The organism is Sinorhizobium sp. CB7 (genome assembly GCF_041357635.1).
Taxonomy (GTDB): domain Bacteria; phylum Pseudomonadota; class Alphaproteobacteria; order Rhizobiales; family Rhizobiaceae; genus Rhizobium.
Map to the genome: position 1 here is coordinate 1 of NZ_JAULLL010000003.1, position 21195 is coordinate 21195.

General features: G+C 58.6%; 18 protein-coding genes. 17 read left to right on the forward strand and 1 reads right to left on the reverse strand.

Annotated elements, in window-relative coordinates:
* The first annotated feature begins 14 nt into the window (after positions 1-14).
* The 10 genes from AAE029_RS07120 (at position 15) to AAE029_RS07165 (ending at position 13141) form a co-directional block, all read left to right on the forward strand.
* On the forward strand, positions 15-893 hold the full coding sequence (locus AAE029_RS07120; protein ID WP_371072491.1) for a thioesterase domain-containing protein: 879 nt from the start codon (positions 15-17) through the stop codon (positions 891-893).
* A 289-nt stretch (positions 894-1182) separates the two neighbouring features.
* The gene (locus AAE029_RS07125) at positions 1183-2166 is read left to right on the forward strand and encodes a hypothetical protein (protein WP_371072131.1); all 984 of its coding nucleotides are present in this window, start codon (positions 1183-1185) and stop codon (positions 2164-2166) included.
* Between the two features lie 297 nt (positions 2167-2463).
* Positions 2464-2973, forward strand: coding sequence for an RNA polymerase sigma factor (locus tag AAE029_RS07130; protein ID WP_371072132.1), 510 nt, complete (start codon positions 2464-2466; stop codon positions 2971-2973).
* 93 nt (positions 2974-3066) lie between these two features.
* On the forward strand, positions 3067-3999 hold the full coding sequence (locus AAE029_RS07135) for a FecR domain-containing protein (RefSeq protein WP_371072133.1): 933 nt from the start codon (positions 3067-3069) through the stop codon (positions 3997-3999).
* Positions 4000-4279: 280 nt separating this feature from the next.
* The gene (locus tag AAE029_RS07140; RefSeq protein WP_371072134.1) at positions 4280-6592 is read left to right on the forward strand and encodes a TonB-dependent siderophore receptor; all 2313 of its coding nucleotides are present in this window, start codon (positions 4280-4282) and stop codon (positions 6590-6592) included.
* 11 nt (positions 6593-6603) lie between these two features.
* Positions 6604-7536 (forward strand): ABC transporter substrate-binding protein, encoded by a 933-nt coding sequence (locus AAE029_RS07145; protein WP_371072135.1) that lies wholly within the window; start codon positions 6604-6606, stop codon positions 7534-7536.
* Positions 7533-9542: a Fe(3+)-hydroxamate ABC transporter permease FhuB gene (fhuB, locus tag AAE029_RS07150; protein WP_371072136.1), complete on the forward strand. Its 2010-nt coding sequence runs from the start codon at positions 7533-7535 to the stop codon at positions 9540-9542. Before AAE029_RS07145 ends, fhuB begins: the two co-directional genes overlap by 4 nt.
* A 235-nt stretch (positions 9543-9777) precedes the next feature.
* Positions 9778-11526: a cyclic peptide export ABC transporter gene (locus AAE029_RS07155; protein ID WP_371072137.1), complete on the forward strand. Its 1749-nt coding sequence runs from the start codon at positions 9778-9780 to the stop codon at positions 11524-11526.
* 321 nt (positions 11527-11847) lie between these two features.
* Positions 11848-12327: an Rrf2 family transcriptional regulator gene (locus AAE029_RS07160; protein WP_371072138.1), complete on the forward strand. Its 480-nt coding sequence runs from the start codon at positions 11848-11850 to the stop codon at positions 12325-12327.
* 49 nt (positions 12328-12376) lie between these two features.
* Positions 12377-13141: an autoinducer binding domain-containing protein gene (locus AAE029_RS07165; protein ID WP_371072139.1), complete on the forward strand. Its 765-nt coding sequence runs from the start codon at positions 12377-12379 to the stop codon at positions 13139-13141.
* Between the two features lie 156 nt (positions 13142-13297).
* Here the strand turns inward: AAE029_RS07165 and AAE029_RS07170 are convergent, their stop codons facing one another.
* Positions 13298-13582, reverse strand: coding sequence for an NUDIX hydrolase (locus AAE029_RS07170; protein ID WP_371072492.1), 285 nt, complete (start codon positions 13580-13582; stop codon positions 13298-13300).
* A gap of 407 nt (positions 13583-13989) precedes the next feature.
* Here AAE029_RS07170 and AAE029_RS07175 point away from each other — a divergent pair, with 407 nt between their 5' ends.
* The 7 genes from AAE029_RS07175 to AAE029_RS07205 all read left to right on the forward strand — a co-directional run bounded on the left by AAE029_RS07175 (position 13990) and on the right by AAE029_RS07205 (position 21146).
* Entirely contained in the window at positions 13990-14808 is an 819-nt protein-coding gene (locus AAE029_RS07175; RefSeq protein WP_371072140.1) for a MurR/RpiR family transcriptional regulator, read from the forward strand.
* A gap of 467 nt (positions 14809-15275) precedes the next feature.
* Positions 15276-16469 carry an ABC transporter ATP-binding protein gene (locus AAE029_RS07180; protein WP_371072141.1) on the forward strand — a complete coding sequence of 398 codons (1194 nt, stop codon included), beginning with the start codon at positions 15276-15278 and terminating at the stop codon, positions 16467-16469.
* Positions 16466-17386 (forward strand): carbohydrate ABC transporter permease, encoded by a 921-nt coding sequence (locus AAE029_RS07185; protein WP_371072142.1) that lies wholly within the window; start codon positions 16466-16468, stop codon positions 17384-17386. The genes AAE029_RS07180 and AAE029_RS07185 overlap by 4 nt, the downstream gene beginning before the upstream one ends.
* On the forward strand, positions 17383-18213 hold the full coding sequence (locus tag AAE029_RS07190) for a carbohydrate ABC transporter permease (protein WP_371072143.1): 831 nt from the start codon (positions 17383-17385) through the stop codon (positions 18211-18213). Before AAE029_RS07185 ends, AAE029_RS07190 begins: the two co-directional genes overlap by 4 nt.
* An 81-nt stretch (positions 18214-18294) precedes the next feature.
* Positions 18295-19587 carry an ABC transporter substrate-binding protein gene (locus tag AAE029_RS07195; protein ID WP_371072144.1) on the forward strand — a complete coding sequence of 431 codons (1293 nt, stop codon included), beginning with the start codon at positions 18295-18297 and terminating at the stop codon, positions 19585-19587.
* A gap of 66 nt (positions 19588-19653) precedes the next feature.
* Entirely contained in the window at positions 19654-20439 is a 786-nt protein-coding gene (locus AAE029_RS07200; RefSeq protein ID WP_371072145.1) for a phosphodiesterase, read from the forward strand.
* Positions 20436-21146, forward strand: a complete 711-nt coding sequence (locus AAE029_RS07205) for an HAD family hydrolase (RefSeq protein ID WP_371072146.1) — start codon at positions 20436-20438, stop codon at positions 21144-21146. Before AAE029_RS07200 ends, AAE029_RS07205 begins: the two co-directional genes overlap by 4 nt.
* Positions 21147-21195 lie beyond the last annotated feature (49 nt).

Here is a 21195-nt window from a genome sequence, read left to right on the forward strand (position 1 = left end):
TCGAGCGCGTCGGCATCCACGACAACTTCTTCGAGATCGGCGGCGATTCCATCCTTCTTCTGCGGGCGTGGACGCGAATGAAGGAAATCCTTGGCGGCAGCATGCCGTTGTCGGCCTTTCTTTCGCGTCCAACGATCAGCGGGCACCAGGAAAGCACGGACATGCCCGCCAACATTCGACGCCTGAACGATGCCCCAAGCAGCGCACCCGCCTTGTTTTGTCTCCATCCCGGCTTCGGATTGTCGAATGAGTATCGAGCGCTCGCTGCGCAAGCCGGCCGGGACTTTGCAGTGTTCGGAGTAGAATCGCCGATCCATAGCGATCCCGCGTGGACGGCGTCGTCAATGCAGGCTTTGGCAGCTCACTATCTGGCGACGATCCGCAAGGTTCAGCCACAGGGGCCCTATCGACTCATTGGCTGGTCGTTTGGCGGCTGGGTCGCGTTGGAGATTGCCAAGCTCATCAAGGCTTCGGCAGATGGCCAGCTTGCTTTGGTCGGCTTGGTTGACACGGAGCCGTGCACGGATTTTCGTCCATTCGCCAAAACCGCGGCAGAATGGCGCGACGCGGTCGCAAATGAGCTCGCCCGACTGGATCTAGCCAACGACTTGGCCCTCTCCGAGAGATTGTTGTCGATTGCCACGCTTCATCAGTCGTTGCTGCTCGATTACTCGCTGAAGCCCGTTTCGTTGGGGCTGAAAACGCATGTCTGGTGGGCGGAAGCGACGACTTCATTTCATCGACGCCGCGGTCAGGCCAATTATCTCGACTGGACTGCGTTTTTGCCGTCCGGAACCGCCTCGTCGATTGTTCACGACAGTTCGCATGGCGACATAATCAAGAATCCGACGCTGCTGCGCGATCTTCATGCCTTGGTTACCAAATCTCTGTGAAGCCCGCTGCCACGATGCATCGAGAGGGTAATGGGTTCGCGTACCCGCGGCAACTATCGAGCATGACGACGCACGGAGATGCTGCCATGTTGAAAGAGTTCTCCGTCTCCAGACAGGCGGCAGTTCATTCAGGGGCTAATTGATGCGCCAGACTTCCGATGCGAATGATCCCACGTCGAGCCAATTCCGTCTTCTACCAGGGGATGAGGCGCCGAGCTTGAGAATTTCCCGCTTGTTCCGGCGTGGCGAGGCTCCGGTGGTCTCACTTTCCAGTCCGTCCGAGGGTGAAATGATCCCCCTCATCATCTTCGACCGTCTCAGTCTCGTCATTTTGTGGAATGGCGCGTGTGACGATTGCGTTCCAATCATCGAGGAGCTTTCCGAGCTGGGAGCAGAGCACGGCGTGCCATGCTACGGCGTAGCGGTGATGGTAGGCAATATCGACGCGATCGCGATGGCGGCGACCTCAAGCAGGTCAAAAGCACTGCTTGCGGCCGAAGAACGATCCGTAATCCCGTCATCGAAACGCTCGCGGGGATGGGTCACCCAGCATTGGTTCGAAGCCAGCGGGCTGGAGCAGGTTCCCGCAGGGTTCATTGTTGAGCGGACTGGCGTCATCGCTTGGATGGGGTACCCGGATGAGATGAAAGCGGCTCTGTTGCGCATATTGAAGGGCGAGCAGAACACAAAGGCGGAACGAGAGAAATGGAAAGCGAAGATCACTGACTTTCAAATCGAAAATCGGCGACTGACCAGCGATCTCGCAGACGTGCTCGGCGCAGGAAATATCGAGGCAGCCCAGCGGCTAATCGAAGTTGTCGAGAGACGGTTGCCGAAGATTGCGTCCGACAGGGATTTCAACGCCCTGAAATTTGACGCGTTGGCTTCCGATTCCAGCTCGCATGATGCTGCACTTGTCCACTATGCCAATTGCGCTCACCAGTTCCAGAATGATCGCGGCATGCAACTGCGTCTTGCGATGCGCGTGCTATCGTCGCTGTCTTCGGACAAGGCGGCTGTCGCGATTGCGATCGAGTGCCTGCATGCTTTAGAAGATGGCGGATATGCGGTGCATGGCGGCAGCCAGGAGGACGTCATTGCACGAATGCTGTGCTGCTTGACCCTGACGGAAGCCTTGGTGCGGGCTGGTCTCGTCAAGAAAGCCAAACAGCAGATTGAGCGTGCAGTGTTGCTGTCTCGTGACCCGTGGCTTCCGCAACAGATAGGATATTGGGCAGAGTCAGAAATTGAGAGGCTGAGGAATTCTCTTTAAATCGCTATTGTCGTCCGGTCGAAGGTTCTAGTCGCGTAAGGCGAGCCGGCAAGCCAATCATCCAGTCACCCTCCTGGACCTCCTTGCCGAAACCCTTCCGGAACGTTGCGATCTTGCTCGCCGCTGCGATTGCAGATCGATCCCAAGCGCTTTGGATGCAGAATCAGACTGTACCCGATGTGCAACATGGGCCCCGTGGGACGTCATAGAAAACGTGAGTATGAAACTCCACTATTGTCAATTTCGCCCTTAGCCGCTATCAGGTCAACCATCCGGGTGAGACTTAACGAGGCAAGGATGACAAGTTACGATGACGAGCTTCTCTCTGCCTTTCTCAGCACTCAGCCGCGCGTCAGACGCTATCTGAGGAGAGTGACGGGTTCCTATCAGGATGCCGAAGACATCACCCAGGAGGCATGGATCAAGCTCGCACGAAACGGCGCGAGTGCTTTGGCCGCTCCCGTTCCTTACCTGATGCGGATTGCTCGGACCTTGGCCCTTGACCACCACCGCGGCCAGAAGCGCCGATTGACCAAAGGCGAGGTTGAGGAGCTTCTGTCTGTAGCGGACGAGCAGCCTAACCCTGAACGACAGATCGACGGGCAGGACCAGCTTCGCTGGCTTACCCGCATCATGGCAGAGCTTCCCGAGCGGCAGCGCAAGATATTGGTTGCGACCCGTCTTCATCAGCGACCACACGCCGACGTGGCGGCCGAATTCGCAGTCTCCGTGCGGATGATCGAGCTGGAAATTCGCAAGGCGCTGGACTATTGCAGCGCACGTCTTGATGAAATAAACCGAATATAACGTTTCGGCTTTTTCATTTTCAATCGTTGATAGCTATAGAGGCAAGACGCGTAAGCGTCCCGCCAACGCGACGGCTATTACGGAGGACCGGTATTGGACGACGATTTCGAAGCTCTCAAACGAGAAGCAACGGCGTGGATCGTCCGTATCACCTCAGGGACTGCGACAAGGGAAGATGCCGATGCTCTGGTGAAATGGCGATCCCAAAGCGAAGCGCATGAGCGCGCGTTTCAGGACGCCGCTCGACTCTGGAAAAACCTCGCCCCCGCGTTGGGCAACAGGGGAAAATCACCCGGAGCGCTTCTGACGCGACGGGCATTCCTGGCGACCGGAAGTCTTGCTGCCGGAGCGGCTGGCATCAGCTTCGGGCTGTCCGAACTTGGCTTCCTGCCGACGCTCGATGCGTTGCTCTCGGACTATGCCACGGCCGTCGGAGAGCAGCGGACAGTGCAATTGCCGGATGGGTCCACGGCAATGCTGGATGGCGGGACGGCCCTTTCGCTCGACTTCACGCCGCAGGCTCGAAACCTTCACCTGACGACCGGGGCAGCGGTATTCGACGTGGTGACGGACGACCGCAAGCCCTTTGTCGTGACGGCAGGTGACGGCAACTCGACCGCCGCAAGCGGCTCCTTTTCGGTGACGCATGGCGTTGACAGCGTTTGGGCGGACTGTTTGAACGGCAATATCCGCGTGCAGTGTCTTGGGACAACGGATCTCGTCGAAGGGGAAAGCATTAGCTACTCATCGCGGGGACTTGGCGAAAAGATCACTTCGGACATCGAGACGGCCGCCGCATGGCGCAAGGGACTGCTGATCTTTAAGAACCGTCCGCTCGGTGATGTCGTATCGGACCTTAATCGTCACCGCAGGGGGAAGGTCATGATCGCACGACGCGACCTTCGATCGAGGCGCGTATCCGGCGTCTTCCACCTTTCGCGGCCGGAAGAAATTCTGGCTCATCTGGAAGACACTCTTCAAGTGCGGCCAATTAATCTGGTCGGCGGCGTGGTTCTGCTCCAATAGCAGGTGCGAAAAATTTCCGCTGATCGTTTCGGGTCGGCGATTTCCCATCGTTCTTATCAATAGGGCCGCGTTTTCGGTACTGCGGCCAGCTTTGACTGGGGACATGGGAATGGGGCTATTTCGTTTCAGAAAGCATTTTAGATTAAACAGGACATATCGCTGGCAGGTTGCAAGGTTATCGGCCTCGATCGCATGTGCAGCCGTTTGCTGCGGCCCCGCCATTGCGCTTGCTCAGCAATCGATCACCTACTCTATTCCGGCCGGCTCCTTGGACAGCGCGTTGGGGCGGTTCGGCGCAACAAGCGGGGTACAGGTCCTCTACGACAGTTCGGTGACGCAGGGACTGCGCACATCCGGGGTTAGCGGCGATCTCACCCCACAGGCTGCACTTGGCAAGATCCTCGCCGGGACGGGCCTTAGCTACCGCTTCACGGGGCCGAACAGCGCTACTATCGGTTCGCCGGCCCAGGCCTCCGGGGCCGCTTCTTCGGACGCTACGGCACTCGCACCGATCGTCGTTCAAGGCAACGCGCAGAGCGGCTTCGGCCCGCAGAAAGGCTTCATCGCAGCAGACTCGGTCTCGGGAACGAAAAGCGAAACGCCGATCGTCGAGACCCCGTATTCCGTTTCCGTCGTCAACCGTAAGCAGCTCGATGCCCAGAATCCGCAATCGTTGCCTGAGGCCTTGCGCTATGCGCCTGGCGTGGCGACCGGCTTCTTCGGCAATGACTCCCGCACTTTGGACTCTCAGATCTACATTCGCGGATTTGGCGACGATCCGAGCCAGCTCTTCTGGAACGGACTGAGCCTGCCTGGAGACAGCTATGTCAACTCGCCATTGATCGACCCCTATACGCTTGAACAGATCGAGGTTCTCCGGGGACCTGCCTCGGTTCTCTACGGACAGGCGGCGCCGGGGGGCATCGTCAACTTTCGATCCAAGCGGCCGACGGAAGAGCCGCTGCGTGAAGTCGTAGTCGGAACCGGGAACTTTGGCCGAGCCTATACCGGTTTCGATTTCGGCGGCCCGGTCACCGGAGACGGCGATCTTCTCTATCGTCTGACCGGGGTTGCCTATCACACCGGAACGCAGGTCGACTTCACCGCCAACGAGCGCATCGCCATCGCCCCGTCCGTGACATGGCAGCCGGATGCCGACACGGAACTGACGATTCTCGGCAGTTACCAACGCGATCCCGATGGGCTGGGCTTCAGCTCGCTTCCGCTCGTGGGGACCCTTCTGCCGAGCGTCAGTGGAAAGATTCCACGCGACCTTTACTTTGGCGAGCCGGACTACGACACGCTCGATCGCGAAACGGCGGCGATCGGTTATGAGTTTATGCATCGTTTCGACGATGTCTGGACTGTTCGCCAGAACTTCCGTTTCCTGCATGCTGGGGGTCACTACCGCGAAATCCAGCCGGACGACTGGACGGATGCAACGAACACCGAGATGAGCCGATGGAATTGGGGAACCGACGGTATCCTCAACCAGGTTGCCGTAGACAACCAGGCCCAGGCGGAGTTCGACACCGGGCCATTGAGCCATACGGTGCTCCTCGGATTGGACTACAAACACCAGTGGACAAACGTCGAGCATTACTGGAGCAGGGCCGGTGTCCCGCCGCTGAATATCTTTGACCCGGTCTATGGTTCGCCCATCTCGGATCCGCCGATGATTTCCCACACCAAGGGCGAGCTCGAACAGACCGGCATTTACGCACAGGATCAAATCGAGCTGGGGAACTGGCGGTTCCTGGCCGGCATCCGGCAGGATTGGGCCGAGACCACCTCGAAAAACCTCCGGGTTGCCGGCAGTCCGGAAACGTCGCAAGACAGCGATGATTTTACGTGGCGTGCCGGTGCGGTATACCTCTTCGATAACGGGTTGGCGCCTTATGTCAGCTACACGACGTCGTTCCTGCCGCAGTCAGGAACCGACTACGCGGGCGATATGTTCGACCCGACAACGGCTGAACAGTATGAGGTTGGCGTCAAGTACCAGCCGCAGGGCCTCGACAGCTTCGTGCAGGCCTCGCTTTTTGATCTCACCCAGCAGAATGTTCTGACGTCAGATCCCGATCCGACGCATGTCGGCTTCAGCGTCCAGAGCGGTGAAGTGCGCGTGCGCGGCGTGGAATTGAGCGCCTATCTCGCGCTCAACGACAATATCGACCTGGTTGCCTCATATGCCTACAATCACCTGGAAACCACGAAAGCCAATCCGGACGCGACGGGCTTCGACCCCGAAGGGCGTGTGCCGTGGTATTACCCCAAACAGACGGCGTCGGCATGGCTCAACTACACATTTGATAGCGGTGTCCTGGAAGGGCTGAGGCTCGGCGGGGGTATCCGTTATGTCGGTTCGGCCTATAACGGCCCGCATGAACTCTACAAGGTGCCGGACTATACCCTCTTCGACGCCGCGGTCTCCTACGATTTCGGCGCCAAAAACCCGCAACTTGAGGGCCTGGAGCTGGCCGTCAACGTTTCGAACGTGTTCGACAAAGACTATCTCGCGCGTTGCAGCGAGATCAATTGCTCCTACGGCATTCGTCGAACGATCCTCGCCAACCTCAAATACAGATGGTGAGCGGAAATGACATGAAGGAGGAGAACGGGCGACACACCCTTGGTATAACCCGGCGGCAGTTCATTGCCGCCGCCGGCGGTTCTTTGCTTGCGACGTCTCCTCTTCCGGTGCGAAGCGATGACACGGGGATGGCCGCTTCGGGTTACCCCCGTGTCGCCGTGCTCGCGCGATGGATTGCCGAAACCCTCGTCGCGCTCGGGATCCCGCCAGTCGCCTTACCGGAACTGACGACTACAGATAGCATATGGCGAGATCTGCCCCTCTTGGGGGACACGGTGGATCTCGGCCTCACTGGCGAGCCGAACCTCGAACTCCTCGACCAGCTCCACTTGGACTACATCTTCGTTGAGGGCCGTTTCCAGAGCGCGCGTTGGGAGCCATTGTTCCGGCAGATTGCGCCGGTTGTCGTCAGCACGATCTACACGGCGGCGCGCAAGCCGCTTTCTGCGGCTCGCGCCGAGACATTGCGTTTCGGCGAATTGCTTTCAGCGACCGTCGAAGCCCGCCAGCTTATTGCGGCAACCGACGAGTTTTTGGATGCCAATGACAAGCGCCTGTCGACCGTGCGGCGCCCCGTGTTCGTGATGAGAGCCCTGGATGACCGCAATGTGATGCTCTATTGCGGCGGCAGCCTTTTCGATGAGGTTCTGACAAAGTTCGGGCTCCGCAATGCCTGCCATGTCTCGACTGACTGGGGCTTCCTCACGGCAGGAATCGAAACCCTGGCGTCGGAGCCCGATGCCTGGATCATTCACTTCGACCCGGCCGAGCGCGGCACGGTCGAACGGCCCGTCGCCGGAAATCCACTTTGGCTACATCTTCCTGCCGTCAGGGCGCAGCGGACAACGTCCATTCCCGAACTTTACAGCTGGGGTGCCCTGCCGACGGCTCGCCGGTTTGCGGAGCTGCTGCTTGAGCGATTGCCCGAAGGATTGAAGGGATGAGCGATTTGGCAGCACTCGGTGGACTTCCTCGTCCGATACATATCCGGCCCATCGGACTTGTCGCGGCGCTGCTGGCAATTTCGGTTGCGATCTCGACGTGCCGGCTTTACGCGATGCTTCCACCACAAGCTTGGTGGTCCGCGGCAATGGGCGCCGATGGGTCCGATGTTACTGCCTGGGTCGTGCACTATAGTTATCTGCCGAGGGTGGCGGTTTCGATCCTCGCCGGGGCGATGCTGGCGCTCGCCGCAACGATATTCCAGCAGGTGCTGCGCAATCCGCTGGCCGAACCCGCCACGCTTGGTGTCTCCGCCGGTGCCTCGCTTGCGGTCACCGCCTCCTCACTGTGGCTGCCCGATCTTCTTGGCTTCGGCCGGGAAAGCGTCGCCATCGTAGGGGCCTCGGCAACGACGCTCGTTGTGTTCGGTCTCGCCTGGAGAAGGGGATTGGCACCGTTATCGCTTATCCTCGCCGGCTTGATCGTTGGGCTCTATTTCAGCGCCGTCAGCGCGGTCATCGCTCTTTTTCACCATCAGGCCCTGCAAAGTGTTTTCCTTTGGGGCGCTGGATCACTTCGTCAGAATGACTGGAGTTCCGCCAGGTATCTATTGCCCCGTTTTGCGGCCGGCCTGGTGTTTGCCTTCGTGATCGCGCGCCCGCTGACGATCCTCGGGCTTGACGACGAGACCGGCAAAAGCCTCGGTGTCTCCCAGCGCGGCATGCGCCTTGCCGCCCTCGCCATCGCAGTATCGCTATCGGCGTTTGTGACGAGCGCCGTGGGCATTGTCGGCTTCATCGGGCTGGCAGCTCCGGCGATCGCACGGCTGTCGGGGGCACGCACCGTGCGCCAGCAACTTGTATGGGCACCGCTCGTCGGCGGTTCATTGCTCTGGCTCACCGACCAGTGCGTGCAAATGCTTCCTTTCAGCCAGGAGGTGCCCACCGGGGTCGGGACGGCCGTTCTCGGCGCACCGATCCTGATATGGATGCTGCCGAGATTGAAGGGAACGATCGTGCCGCCGAATTCAGGCACGGTCGATATTGTTCCGCGAACAGCCATGCCGTGGACTTTCATTCTCTTCGGTATTGCTCTGCTCTGTATCATGCTCCTGTCGGTCCTCTTTTTCGGGCGAGGACCATTCGGCTGGACATGGCTCAGTTCCGAGGAAGCTCAGCGGCTCCTGCACTGGCGTTGGCCGCGTTCCATGGCTGCCTTGTCGGCAGGGGCGATGCTTGCCGTTTCCGGAACCCTCATGCAGCGACTGACGGCCAATCCCATGGCCTCGCCCGAAGCGCTCGGCGTCTCCTCGGGCGCAGCCTGCGGCGTCATTCTTCTCGCCTTTTCCGTTTCCAATCCTGACAAGCCCGTGCAGATCCTCGCGGCGACGGCGGGCGCCTCGATCTGCCTCCTTGCCATGCTGGCGATCGGTCGCAAAAGTGCCTTTTCGCCGGACCGCCTATTGCTGACCGGCATCGCGATCGGAACGGCGTTTGGGGCGCTGGTCGCCATCCTGATGGCCTCCGGTGATCCCCGCATGGGCACGCTGTTGTCCTGGATGGCGGGATCGACCTACCTTGTCACCAAGACGGATGCGGTGCTGGCGCTTTGCCTTGCAGGCGCCTTTCTCCTTCTCATGCCGCTCTTTGCCCGCTGGTTAGAAATCCTGCCGCTTGGCGAGACGTCCAGTCGCGCCCTCGGCGTCAATCTGGCGGTAAGCCGTCTCCAGCTGCTTTTTACCGCGGCGATGCTGACCGGCGCGGCGACGTTGATCGTCGGTCCGTTGTCGTTCGTGGGCCTGATGGCCCCGCACATGGCGCGGATGATCGGTCTTCAGAGGTCGATGGCACAGCTCTACGGGTCGGCCGTTATTGGCGCTCTCATCATGCTTTGCGCCGACTGGCTCGGCCGCAACCTGCTCTTTCCCTACCAGGTACCGGCCGGATTGCTGGCAACTTTCATCGGCGGGCCGTACCTCATGGGGCTCTTCTGGAGGAGCGGACGATGAGCGAGCAAGGGAAGGCGACGATATCGAACTGCGAGGCGGCGTTTCAGTCGGCGATCCGGCACCGCGGCTTATTGTCGGAGCGTATGTCGAGGGCAAGCCTCAGGAGCGATTGGTCCAAAACCGGACCTGCCGTGGATTTTTTGCGTAACCCTACTGAGGGCGATCGACGATAGGCGACCGGAATTCCGGGTGGTCTGCGAATGACAGACCGGTTCAACGACGGAGGAAGCGTGGCATGCGTGATCAAAACAGTCTGATCTCAGAGGGCATCCGACTGTTGAAGCCCTTCTGGCTGATCGCGGTTTTCGCGACCGGAATGGGCACGCTCAGCGGATTGGCCACGGCGTGGCTGCTTGCCACGATCAATCACGCGCTCTATGCCGACGGCGATATCACCGCGGCTCTCATGTGGACGTTTGCGGGGCTTGTCGTCCTGACGCTCGCCGGGGAGATTGTTTCCGACCTTGGCAATAGCTGGATCGGCCAGCAGGTCATTGCCTCACTGAGGAAGGACCTCGTCGCGAGGGTTGTCGCTGCGCCGATCGACCAGATTGAACGCTACAAGGCGCATCGTCTGCTTTCGGCGCTTGGTCAGGACGTCGATACCGTGTCGGCATTTTCCTACGGCTTTTCCGCTCTCGCCATCGCGCTCGCCGTCACAATTGCCTGCATCGCCTATCTGCTGTTCCTCTCGCCGGTTCTGTTCGTCATCGTCGCCATCGCGATCGGCGCCGGCATTACCTTCAACCGCCTCGCGCGCAGGCGTGGTTCTGCCTATTACGACGAGGCTCGCAGCGCGCAGGATGATCTCTATCGGCACTACCGTTCGATCACCGACGGAGCCAAGGAATTGCGCATCAACAGAGAGCGTCGCATGCATGTTCACGGTATCGGATTGGCGAGCACGATCGACCGGATCAGGGACACCAAGACGAAGGCTTTCCGCATATTCATGTCTGCAAATGCCGCAGACTCGGCGCTGTTCTTCGCGGCAATCGGCTTGATCGTCGGTTGGCAAGGCTGGTTCGGGGTCGAGCGTGCGACGGTGTCGGGTTTTGTGCTGGTGCTCCTCTACGTCAAGGGTCCTCTTGACCAAGCCCTGAATGCGTATGGATCCTTTGTCAACGCACAGGTCTCGTTCAAGCGGATTGCGCAACTGTCGGCTGACTTCGCCAACCCGGAGCCGCATCTGGCCGCCGCCTCTCACGTGGCTCGGCCCTCCTCGGGCTGCGCGCAGTTTCAAGAAAGCATCGAGCTGCGAGGCGCCCTCTATCGCTTTCCCGCTGCTCAGGGCGTTGAAAGCTTCACCCTGGGTCCAATCGACCTGACGGTCGGAAAAGGCGAGATTCTCTTCATCGTCGGAGAAAACGGCTCAGGCAAGACGACACTCATTAAACTGCTCCTCGGCCTTTACCAGCCCTTATCCGGTGCGCTTTATCTCGATGGATCACAAGTTACGGCAGAAAACCGCGACGACTATCGCCAGCTCTTCTCAGCCATCTTCTTCGATTATTTCCTTTTTGACGACGTCGTGGCGCCGGAAGGGGAAGTGGCGGAGCAAGCCAGAGCCTATCTCGAGCAGCTTGAAATCGGTCGGAAGGTCAGAATCGAGAATGGCAGGTTCTCGACCACCGACCTCTCGGCCGGGCAGCGCAAGCGGCTGGCGCTGGTTCAGGTGTATCTCGAAGGGCGACCGATCATCGTCTTCGACGAATGGGCGGCCGAGCAGGATCCGACGTTCCGGCGAATATTTTATACCGAAATGCTGCCGGACCTTAAGAAGCAGGGCAAGACCCTCATCGTCATTTCACACGACGACCGCTATTTCTCCGCAGCTGACAGGATCGCACGGATCGATCAGGGCAAGATCGTCGAAGACATCGCCAAGCGAGACCACGAGCCCGCCGCGCGGGATCACTCGCGAATCTTCAAACCCTTGCCGACGGACGAGGTTAAGCGACCGGCCGAAGGATCCCATCCATGATCGAGTCATCTGGATGGCAAACGAGCGCCATTCACCGGAAGCGTGAGGCACTTTTCGTGCTTGGAGAACTGTCGCGTTCGCTCGCTGGCAGGAGACTGCTGCAGCCTCCCAGGACTTCGATTGCGGCGCGTCGGATGACCGCGCTCGCTGGTCGCAATGGCTGCGCCAACTCGATGCGCCCCAAGATTTTCGCGCCACAGCGGGCGACCGCAGGCGGCGTGCCCCTGGGCGGCAGGGTTCTTTCCGATCGGCCCGACAGACAGTTTGCGCGAAGGGCCACCCGATTGCAGCGGTCTGCTGAAAAGCAAAAGGTAGGATAAGATGCGGCTTAATCGACAAACGGAAATCGCTATAAGCATTCTCATTGCCTGCGGGAAGGCAGAGGGTCACCGCCTCCAGACGGTACATCTCGCACGCACGGCGAGCGCGACGAGGGATCATGCGGCCCAGGTGATCAGCCTGCTAGTGCGAAGTGGCCATCTCCGGTCGCTTCGCGGCAGGCAGGGCGGGATCTGTCTGGCGGCCGATCCGCGCAGCCTCCCGCTGGGCGACATACTTCGCATCACGCAACCCGACCTCTTCGATGGAAAACGCAAGATCGGCGGTCCGTCCGCAGCTGTCCTTGCGCCGGTCGTTGAGGCGGCGTTTGCTCCTTTCCTAAGAGCAATGGAACAAATCACCATCGCCGATCTCCTCGGAGGCCCCAACACCTTTCATAGCCACTGTTTCAATTGCCGCCTGAGTGATCGGCTGCTTCATCCGTTGAGCCCTCCACCTTCGCCGGTTGCGCATCAGGGCTAGACGTCCCTGCGCACCGGACGGAACCTTTTCGGGAAGAAGGATCCAGGACATGCAACACTATGCGTTATCTGCCGATGTCGATCTTCTCTCGCTTGTTCAGGCATTTGGCAACGCATGCAGAGGACTAAACGAGGTGTCGCATATCCTGATCGAACTGGACAAGATCAGGGCGAGGCTCGGCATCGTGAATGTAATGTCTGCCTGGCTGCCAAGCCGCAGAGATCGGCTGGCGCAAAATATTCGTTTGCATGGTTGGAACAGCGCTTGGCTTGAATCCTACGATTTCAACGATTTCGTCCATGTGGATCCGGTGATGAAGCACCTGCGGGCGACGGCATTTCCCTTCATTTGGAGCCAAGCGCTAAACCGAGCGGAATGGAACGAAGCAGAGGAAAGGGTCATGTCCCACGCCAAGGATTTCGGCATGAACGATGGGTACACTGTCCCGTTTTGGGGTCCGCGGATGCGCATTGCCTTCGTATCCTTTGGGACGAATGGGCGTGCTTTGGCTGGATTCGAGAAAGATGCGCTCGATTTCCTTGCTCTGCGCCTCCATAATTGGCTCAGCGAAAACATAGATGAAAGATCGCCAATTCGGTCGCTGGCGGCTGATAGTACTTTATCGCCTCAGGAAATCGAAACGTTGCATCTGTTGATGAAGGGTAACAACTACAAGCAGATTGCCTACCTGTCGGGTCTGTCGACGAGGACAGTTGAGGGTTACGTGGCGACGGCCGTACGGAAGTTAAAGGCCCATAACCGCACGGAAGCAGTTATTCGTGCGCTCGAACTTGGATACATCGACTCGATCTAGTTACGAGGACACAGCTGAATCCATGGGGCGTGACTGAATGCCCTCGAAGCAACTGAGGCGTTCGTCGCCGGTGCGATCATCAAGGCAGCCGAGTCGTCTGCAGGGAATAGGCATGGATAATCTCCATGAAGTGGAGCCGCGATTAAGTGAAACCGCTCAGTTGTAGAGATTGCCCAGGAGAGTTCGAAGCGTTGCCCTATCGACTTCATCAGCTGCCGCCGAGACCGACACCCATCGCGATGGTCGGATATCCCTTTCTGGGTAGTCGGCGGCCGTGGCTTCAACATGTATCAAATGGACGCTCACGCGAAATTCCGTCGAGCTGAAGGTCTTGCAGTATGAGAAAGATCCGATAGGCTCGCTCGACGCTGTGCCTATGGCGCCAGCCTCTTCAAAGGCCTCTCGGATTGCGGCGTCGCGCGACGTCTCTTCATCCTCGATGTGGCCTTAGGGATGTCCCATCCACCGGTGCTTAGGCTTGCCACAAGCAGCACCTCAAGTTCCCCGGTGCGCCAATTTCGTCGCCAGCAAAGTGCCCCGGCCTGCGCGACCGAGAAATGCGAAGCCGTTTCCTTGCTCGCCGTTTCCTTCACAGCGATTCTTGGCATTGCGTTCCACTTTCCCGTGGTGCGTTGTCGGACAGTGACCGCCTCGTTTATGACAGTTCTATGACAGTTGTCGAGGGACAATCGGACAAAGACATTGAGGGCGAGAAGGCGAGCTCGTTTGAATGCAGAGCTTAGCCTCTCTCGACGATGTTAAAAAAATTAATAATTGAAGTGAGTTACTTTCTGATAAATGGAGTCGAAATCCGCACTGGGACGCGTTTCGATCATTGGTTATCCTGCATGAACAAAGCACTGAAGAGCCAGCCCCTTTTGCTCGACATGATCTATGAGTCGATCAATACCGCTCCGAAAGCGTTGGCTCGAATAGCGCTTTATATCGCGCAGGATCCCGAGATTATTCTGACCCAGTCCGTTACTGACGTGGCCCGCCAGACGGAGAGCGGGCAGGCCTCTGTTGTCCGGTTTTGTCGTACACTTGGCTTCTCCGGGTTTCCTGAATTCAAGATAGCCCTCAGCGGTGAAATCGAACGGGAAAGGGCAAGCCACCGGGCCCACCACGCCGACCCTGGGGACGCTTTCCTCGCACCCGAGATCGCCAGCCTGAGTGCCGCGCTCCAGAACGCCATTGCATCCTCCGCCCGGCTCTTGGATCGGGCGCAGATCGGACGCGTAATCGAGAGGCTCCGTATCGCGAGACGCGTTGAGATTTTTGGCATGGGCGCCTCGTCTGTCTGTGCTGATCTTTTGACGATACGTCTCATCTGGTTAGGGCTCCCGGTACATTCACCAGGGTCCGCAAGCATGTCTCATGGGCTCGCCCGGACGCTTGACGCATCAAGTCTGGCGATTGGCATTTCGAACAGTGGGGTTACGGAGGAAACCAAAGATTTTCTGGAGATTGCCCGTAACGCGGGTGCGCAAACGCTAGCCATCACCACGCGTGCGGATTGCCCGATTGCGCAGACTGCGGATGAGGTGCTTCTGCTCAGTTCAACTGGCTCCTGGCCGGAAGCTGGCTCCGGAATGCACGTTCCATCGTTTATTCTACTGAGCGAGTGCCTTGCCCGCGGTTTGCGAGAGATAAACAACAAACCCTAACACTTTGTCCGCCCTTCCTAAACACCGGGCATGCAACACCGACACCATCCATGCCGAGCGCACCCAAACATTAAAGTTCGTCGCCGGACCTTGGCCCTGTAAACGAGGCCACCGAAGGGGCAAGTTCACGGCGGCAGATCGCCAATCGATCTGTGCACGGTTGTTCTTTGCGCACATGCCGTTTTTCCGGCCATAGCAGGCTAACGAAGCCCAAAGCGGCGTGAGCGCTGCCAACCGAAACAGGCATCATTGAGAAACTTTTACGCGCTGCCGTGCGCGCCTCATTGCGAGCATCGCTCAGGTTGTTCTTCATTTGCTTCAAATCGGCTTCGGTCAAATGAAGCGACACAACCCAAAAGAGAATAGCAACTTGAATACGCGTTTATGGAATAAATTTCCAGATGTCACATTTCTGAAATTAAATTCCATTATCCCGCTCTCATCGATAGATGAGAGACGAGAAAGCCATGGGCGCGACACTAGCCATTAACGATGTCACCAAAGCATTCGGTTCTACCGACGTGCTTCGAGAAATTACCCTTGATGTACGCGCCGGGTCCTTCGTCTCCCTCCTTGGACCGTCGGGCTGCGGAAAGTCCACGCTCTTGCGAATTATAGCGGGTTTCGAAGCTCAGGATCAGGGCACCGTCTCGATTGGAGGGCAGGTTGTCGACCATCTTGCTCCGCGGGCGCGCAACCTTGCGATGGTGTTCCAGAATTATGCGCTTTATCCCCACATGACGGTCGCGGAGAATATCTCCTTGCCGCTTGAGATGGGACATCTCAGCACGACGCAGCGGCTTCCGCTCGTCGGTCGCTTCATGCCAGGGAGGCGTACGCAGATGGCGGAGATTGCCGCAAAAGTCCGCGAAATGGCCGCCCTGGTCGAGATTGATCATTTGCTCGATCGACGCCCGGCGCAACTCTCCGGCGGGCAGCGACAACGGGTTGCGCTCGCGCGGGCTATGGTACGCAAGCCAGGCTTGTTCCTGATGGATGAACCATTGTCGAACCTTGACGCAAAACTCAGGGTCGCGATGCGCGCCGAACTGGTCTCGCTCAACAAGCGGCTGGACGCAACTATCCTGTATGTGACACATGATCAGACAGAAGCGATGACCATGTCGGATCGGATCGCGCTGATGATGCACGGCAGCGTGCTGCAATACGGCACGCCGGAGACGCTTTATACGTCGCCGAAGCATCTCGATGTTGCGACCTTTATCGGCCAACCTGCCATCAACTGCCTTTCTGCTGAGGCAAGGGGCAACCTGCTTGTACAGGAGGCCGACAAAGTCGCGCTCCGCGTCGCACAAAACGGTAGCCGGCTCACTTTGGCCATCCGGCCTGAGACCCTCGCTTTGCGCCCGGCGCCGTCTTCTCATGCACAGTTGAGCATTCCGGTCACACTTGACCGCGTCGAGTTGTTGGGGCCGGAGGTGCTCTTGTGGTGCTCGGCCAAACGAACCGGCCGGCCGCTCGTGGCGCAGGCCCGTGCTGCCGATCATCGTGCAATGGTCGAGGCAGGTGCGTTGACCGGCGCGCTTTGGCTGGAAGCAGCCGGTAATGGTCTGCATGTCTTTGGCGCCGATGGCGGAGCCTTGCCGATTCTGAATCGGGAGGAGAGGGATCAGAAAGCGTCTCTGACGGTGGTTTCATGAGCGCGGTCAGTCAGACAGCACCATTCCGGCACGCAGCCTGGACTGCCAGGCGCCGGTCCGAGACGATGGCACTTTGGTGCGTTGGTCCGGCGGTAGTCCTGATCACGCTCACGACGCTTGCACCTTTCGCAGCCGTAGTTCTCTTCAGTTTCACCGATTACGAACTTGGCGCCTTGCACCTTGACTGGATAGGTCTTGGGAACTTCGCGAAGGCTTTGACGGATCCCGAAGCGCTCCAGGCCGTAAGGAACACGTTCCTGTTCACCGGCATGGTGGTGCCGGCAGCCGTTGTCCTGGGACTTTTCTTTGCGCTCCTGGTCAATGCCCGAAGCCGCACACGCAGGTTCTACGAAATTCTGTTCTTTCTGCCCATTACCGCCACGATGGCTGTGATGTCGCTCGTCTGGAGCTTCATCCTTCATGAGCGGATCGGACCGGTCAAAACACTTTTCCAAGCTCTTGGCCTGCCTTCGGTCGATTTCTTCTCCGACCCCGCCATTGTCCTGGCGACGCTGGCGTTCATCGCGGTGTGGCAGCACATGTCTTTCTGTTTCACCATCTTTCTGGCGGGCCTGACCACGATCCCGAAAGAACTCTATGAAGCGGCGGCTTTGGATGGTGCCGACCGTGGTTGGGACAGATTCCGTCGCATCACCTGGCCTCAGTTGGCGCCGACAACACTGGTCGCTGTGCTGCTGACCACAGTCCGCGCCTTTCAGGTCTTTGAGTTGGTCGTCGTCCTGACCGAGGGGGGCCCTGCGGGCCGATCGGATGTAATCCTCTACAAGACCTATTTGGAGGCATTCTCCTACTTCCGCGTGGGTTACGGCAGCGCTCTTACCCTGATCTTCGTCGCGATGATTGGCACCATCTCGCTCATCCAATTCCTTGTCGCAAGAAAGGAGCGCGCAGCATGAAGCACCCAAGCTCCAAACCGGCTCTTTTTGCCCATGTGTTCCTCTGGATCGGTATTATCTATTCCGCATTTCCATTTTTCTGGATGCTCCTTACGTCGTTGCGCGCCTCGGGCGATGCATTCAACACGGCATCGATGTTCTGGCCGCAACAGTGGGATGGGATCAACAATTACGCGCAAGCGCTGTCGGAAACGCCGTTGCTGCGCTTTATGGCCAACGGTGTCGTCGTTTGTGCCGGCATATTGTTTCTGCAAGTCGCAACGGCACTTCCCTGTGCCTATGCGATTGCCAAACTGCCCTTCCGCGGCAAGACATTGCTTACGGCAACAATCGTCTTTTGCCTGGCCATTCCCTTTCAGGCAGTCGCATTGCCGCTCTTCGTCGGGCTTGCCGAGTTGCAGCTCCTCAATTCCTATTTTGCGCTGATGGTGCCGTTCTTCGTTTCAGTCTTCGCCATTCTCATGCTCGCGCAGTTCCTGCGGGAATATCCCAACGAGGTGATCGAAGCTGCTCGGCTCGAGGGCCTTTCCGAGGCGGCAATCCTTTGGAGGCTGATACTGCCCGCAAGCAAGCCCGCCATCGCTGCCTTCGCGATTTTCTCGGTGTCCTACCACTGGAACGACCTCTACTGGCCGCTCATTGTGGTGACCTCACCTGAACTGGCGCCGCCGACACTCGGGGTCGTCATGTTTCGCAGTGATGAGAGCGGCGACCGGATCGGTCCGCTGATGGCTGCGGCAACGATCGTTACGCTACCGCTCGTCATCTTCTTTCTCACCGCCCAGCGCCGTTTCGTCCAGGGCATCGCGATGTCAGGGGTCAAATAGGAGCGCTGCAACAGGCCCGCACGTCGCCATTGGCAATCGGTGCCCAGATTTTTCACATTTTGCTTAAGGAGAAATAGAGATATGCCGATAATGTCCAATGTCCCAAAAACCACAATCGCCGCAATTGCCCTGAGTTTTGCCGCCATCGGAGCGAGCCTTCCGGCTGCCGCCGAGGAAATCACGCTGGATGTGATGTATCCATGGCCAGAGTTGAAAAGCTTTCAGGAGCCCCTCGCCCAGGCATTCATGCAGGCGAACCCTGAGATAAAGATCAAGTTTCGGCTGTCGCCGCCGAACTACGAAGAGGCAAACCTGGCCATCGCACGTGGCGCCATCACGGGTGACTTGCCAGACGTATATTTCTCCGGCTACAGCGTGTTGAAGCCGATGGTCGAAACGCTGTCGAAGCGCAATCAGACCGTTGCTCTCACGCCGTTCATGAATGCGGAAGGCGCGGACTGGGTCTCGGCGAACTACGATGCTTCACTCCTCAGCCTCGGGCACGTCAACGGGACCCAGTATGCCATCCCGTTCAATGCCTCCACGCCGATCATTTATTTTAACGCGGACCTGGTGAAGCAGGCGGGGCACGATCCCGAGGCCTTTCCCAAGGACTGGGGCGGCATCATCAAACTTGCCCAGGATATCAATGCTTTGGGTAAGGATATAAACGGCATGGACTTTTCGGCCGGTTCCATCGAATCCGATTGGGACTGGCAGGCCACCGTCCTGAGCCTTGGCGGACAGATTGTCAACGCGGATGGGACGGGCGTTGGTTTTGACAACGCAGTCGGCCTCGACGCTTTGAAACTCCTGCAGCGTCTCGCCAAAGAGACGTCGATGAATGTCGCGACCACCGCCGACCCGTACCGCCAGCAATTCTTTGCAGGCAAGCTCGGCTTCTTCATCTCGTCGCCCTCGAGCGTGGCCGCTTTTACCGAGGCGGTAGGAAACCGTTTCACGATGCGAACAGCGCCGTTCCCGATCAGCACGTCAGGTGGCGGTCTTCCGACGGGTGGCAACGCGGTTGCCATTATCGCGCAGGATCCAGCGCATCAACAAGCGGCTTGGAAATACGTCAAATTTCTTACCAGTCCTGAGTCGCAGGCCTATGTCGCGAAATCCACGGGCTACATGCCCACCAACAAGCAGGCCGGCGTGACCCTGCGCGACTTCTACGCAACCAATCCCACATACGCGACAGCGTTCAAACAGGTCGAATATTCGCGTCCCTGGTACAGCTACGCGGGAGGAAACAGCAAGGAAATTTGGCGCGCCCAACGCGCGATCATCGATCAGGTCCAGCGTGGCAACACGACGCCGGAGGAGGGTCTGAAAGAGCTCGTCAAGGCAACGAACGCGCGCCTTAACTAGAAGTCTCATATCCCTTCATTCCCCGACCCTGAAAAATGGGTCGGGCCAAAAAGCGACCTTCCTATCATGCAGAAAATCATCCACCTGACAGACCCTCATATCGTTGCCCCCGGCCGCACACTTTACGGGATGGACCCGGCTCAAAGGTTGCGCGAGACCCTGGCCCACATTTCCCGGGCGCATCCCGATGCCGTGGCGATCGTGATAACTGGCGATCTGGCGGACACCGGCGATCCGGCAGCTTACAGGCTGCTGCGGGATATCCTTGCAGATGTCCGCTTGCCTGTTCACCTGACCATTGGCAACCACGATCGACGCGCCGCGTTCCGTGATGTGTTTGGCGGCGAGGGCTTCGTGCAGTCAGCGATCGATATTGACCAATGGCGAATCTTGTTGCTCGACACGAATGACGAGACGAGCGACAGCGGCTGCCTGGATGGCGGTCGGATCGAATGGCTCGATGCACAGCTTGCAGATGCGGCCGACCGACCGGTGCTGCTCGCCATGCATCACACGCCCAGCAACTTGCACGCGCCCTTTTTTGCGCCGGAGGACGATATGATCGAACCTGAGCGCTTCCTCGACATTGTCAGCAAACACAAAGCCGTGCGTCATATGCTCTTCGGCCACCGACATCTCACCGCGGCCGGCAGCTTTGCGGGAATACCGTTCACCGCCAGCCGCGGTACGGCTCACCATATCGCCCTGGACTTCGGCCAACGGGGTCGATCCGATCTTGTGGCGGCTCCTCCGTCTTATGAGGTCGTCTTCCTGGAAGATGCCAGCGTGGTCGTCCATTGCCACCACGGTCTAGAAACGCAGCCCCTCGTTCGTCCTGGTGATCCGAAATGACAGTCGTCGATCTGCAGTCGTATGCCGCCGTCGCTCGGCCTAAACTCATCATCTTCGACTTTGACGGCACGTTGGCTGAAACCGAGGCAATGGCTGCTGAAATCATATCGAACAAGCTTGCCGCGCAGGGACTGAATCTCGAGCCCGATGAAATCGCGAGAACGTTATCCGGGGTCCCCAAGGAGAAGGATCAGCCGCTGCTTGAACAACTTCTCGGCGTACGTCTGCACGAGAGCTTTATGGACGAGGTCAGGGCGGAATGGCGCGCGGGTGTCTCAGCGGGACTTGCACCGACGAACGGAGCACTGGAAACCCTCAAATGGCTCCCCATTCCATTCTGCGTAGCGTCAAACGCCTCGCGTGCGGACCTGATCCAGCGAATGCGGGCGACCAGGCTGTTCGGGCTTATTGGTTCACGTTTCTTTTCCTCCGATGATGTCGGCTTGCGCAAGCCTGATCCTGCCGTTTTCCTGCTCGCCGCAGAGGCAATGGGCGTTGAGCCACATGAGTGCCTCGTCATTGAAGACAGCGTCGCAGGCTGCGAAGCAGCGCGCAGAGCACAGATGCGTTACTGTGCCTTTGTCGGCGCGCGCCATCAATCGACGCGGATGCGTGCTGAATTGGAGGGCTATGAACCAGAAGCCCTCTTCTTCGATCTCAGGGAGCTTGGTCACTTTCTGGATCTTGCCACCGTTAGTCGTGGCTAACGATCTTTCCGGTTTTGGCAGCTGTTGTCAGGAACAGGGACCTCACCGA

Coding starts and splice junctions, on each gene's coding strand:
- AAE029_RS07125 (WP_371072131.1), top strand. CDS start 1,183: ATGATCCCCCTCATCATCTTCGACCGTCTCAGTCTCGTCATTTTGTGG.
- AAE029_RS07130 (WP_371072132.1), top strand. CDS start 2,464: ATGACAAGTTACGATGACGAGCTTCTCTCTGCCTTTCTCAGCACTCAG.
- AAE029_RS07145 (WP_371072135.1), top strand. CDS start 6,604: ATGAAGGAGGAGAACGGGCGACACACCCTTGGTATAACCCGGCGGCAG.
- fhuB (WP_371072136.1), top strand. CDS start 7,533: ATGAGCGATTTGGCAGCACTCGGTGGACTTCCTCGTCCGATACATATC.
- AAE029_RS07155 (WP_371072137.1), top strand. CDS start 9,778: ATGCGTGATCAAAACAGTCTGATCTCAGAGGGCATCCGACTGTTGAAG.
- AAE029_RS07160 (WP_371072138.1), top strand. CDS start 11,848: ATGCGGCTTAATCGACAAACGGAAATCGCTATAAGCATTCTCATTGCC.
- AAE029_RS07165 (WP_371072139.1), top strand. CDS start 12,377: ATGCAACACTATGCGTTATCTGCCGATGTCGATCTTCTCTCGCTTGTT.
- AAE029_RS07175 (WP_371072140.1), top strand. CDS start 13,990: ATGAACAAAGCACTGAAGAGCCAGCCCCTTTTGCTCGACATGATCTAT.
- AAE029_RS07180 (WP_371072141.1), top strand. CDS start 15,276: ATGGGCGCGACACTAGCCATTAACGATGTCACCAAAGCATTCGGTTCT.
- AAE029_RS07185 (WP_371072142.1), top strand. CDS start 16,466: ATGAGCGCGGTCAGTCAGACAGCACCATTCCGGCACGCAGCCTGGACT.
- AAE029_RS07190 (WP_371072143.1), top strand. CDS start 17,383: ATGAAGCACCCAAGCTCCAAACCGGCTCTTTTTGCCCATGTGTTCCTC.
- AAE029_RS07195 (WP_371072144.1), top strand. CDS start 18,295: ATGCCGATAATGTCCAATGTCCCAAAAACCACAATCGCCGCAATTGCC.
- AAE029_RS07200 (WP_371072145.1), top strand. CDS start 19,654: ATGCAGAAAATCATCCACCTGACAGACCCTCATATCGTTGCCCCCGGC.
- AAE029_RS07205 (WP_371072146.1), top strand. CDS start 20,436: ATGACAGTCGTCGATCTGCAGTCGTATGCCGCCGTCGCTCGGCCTAAA.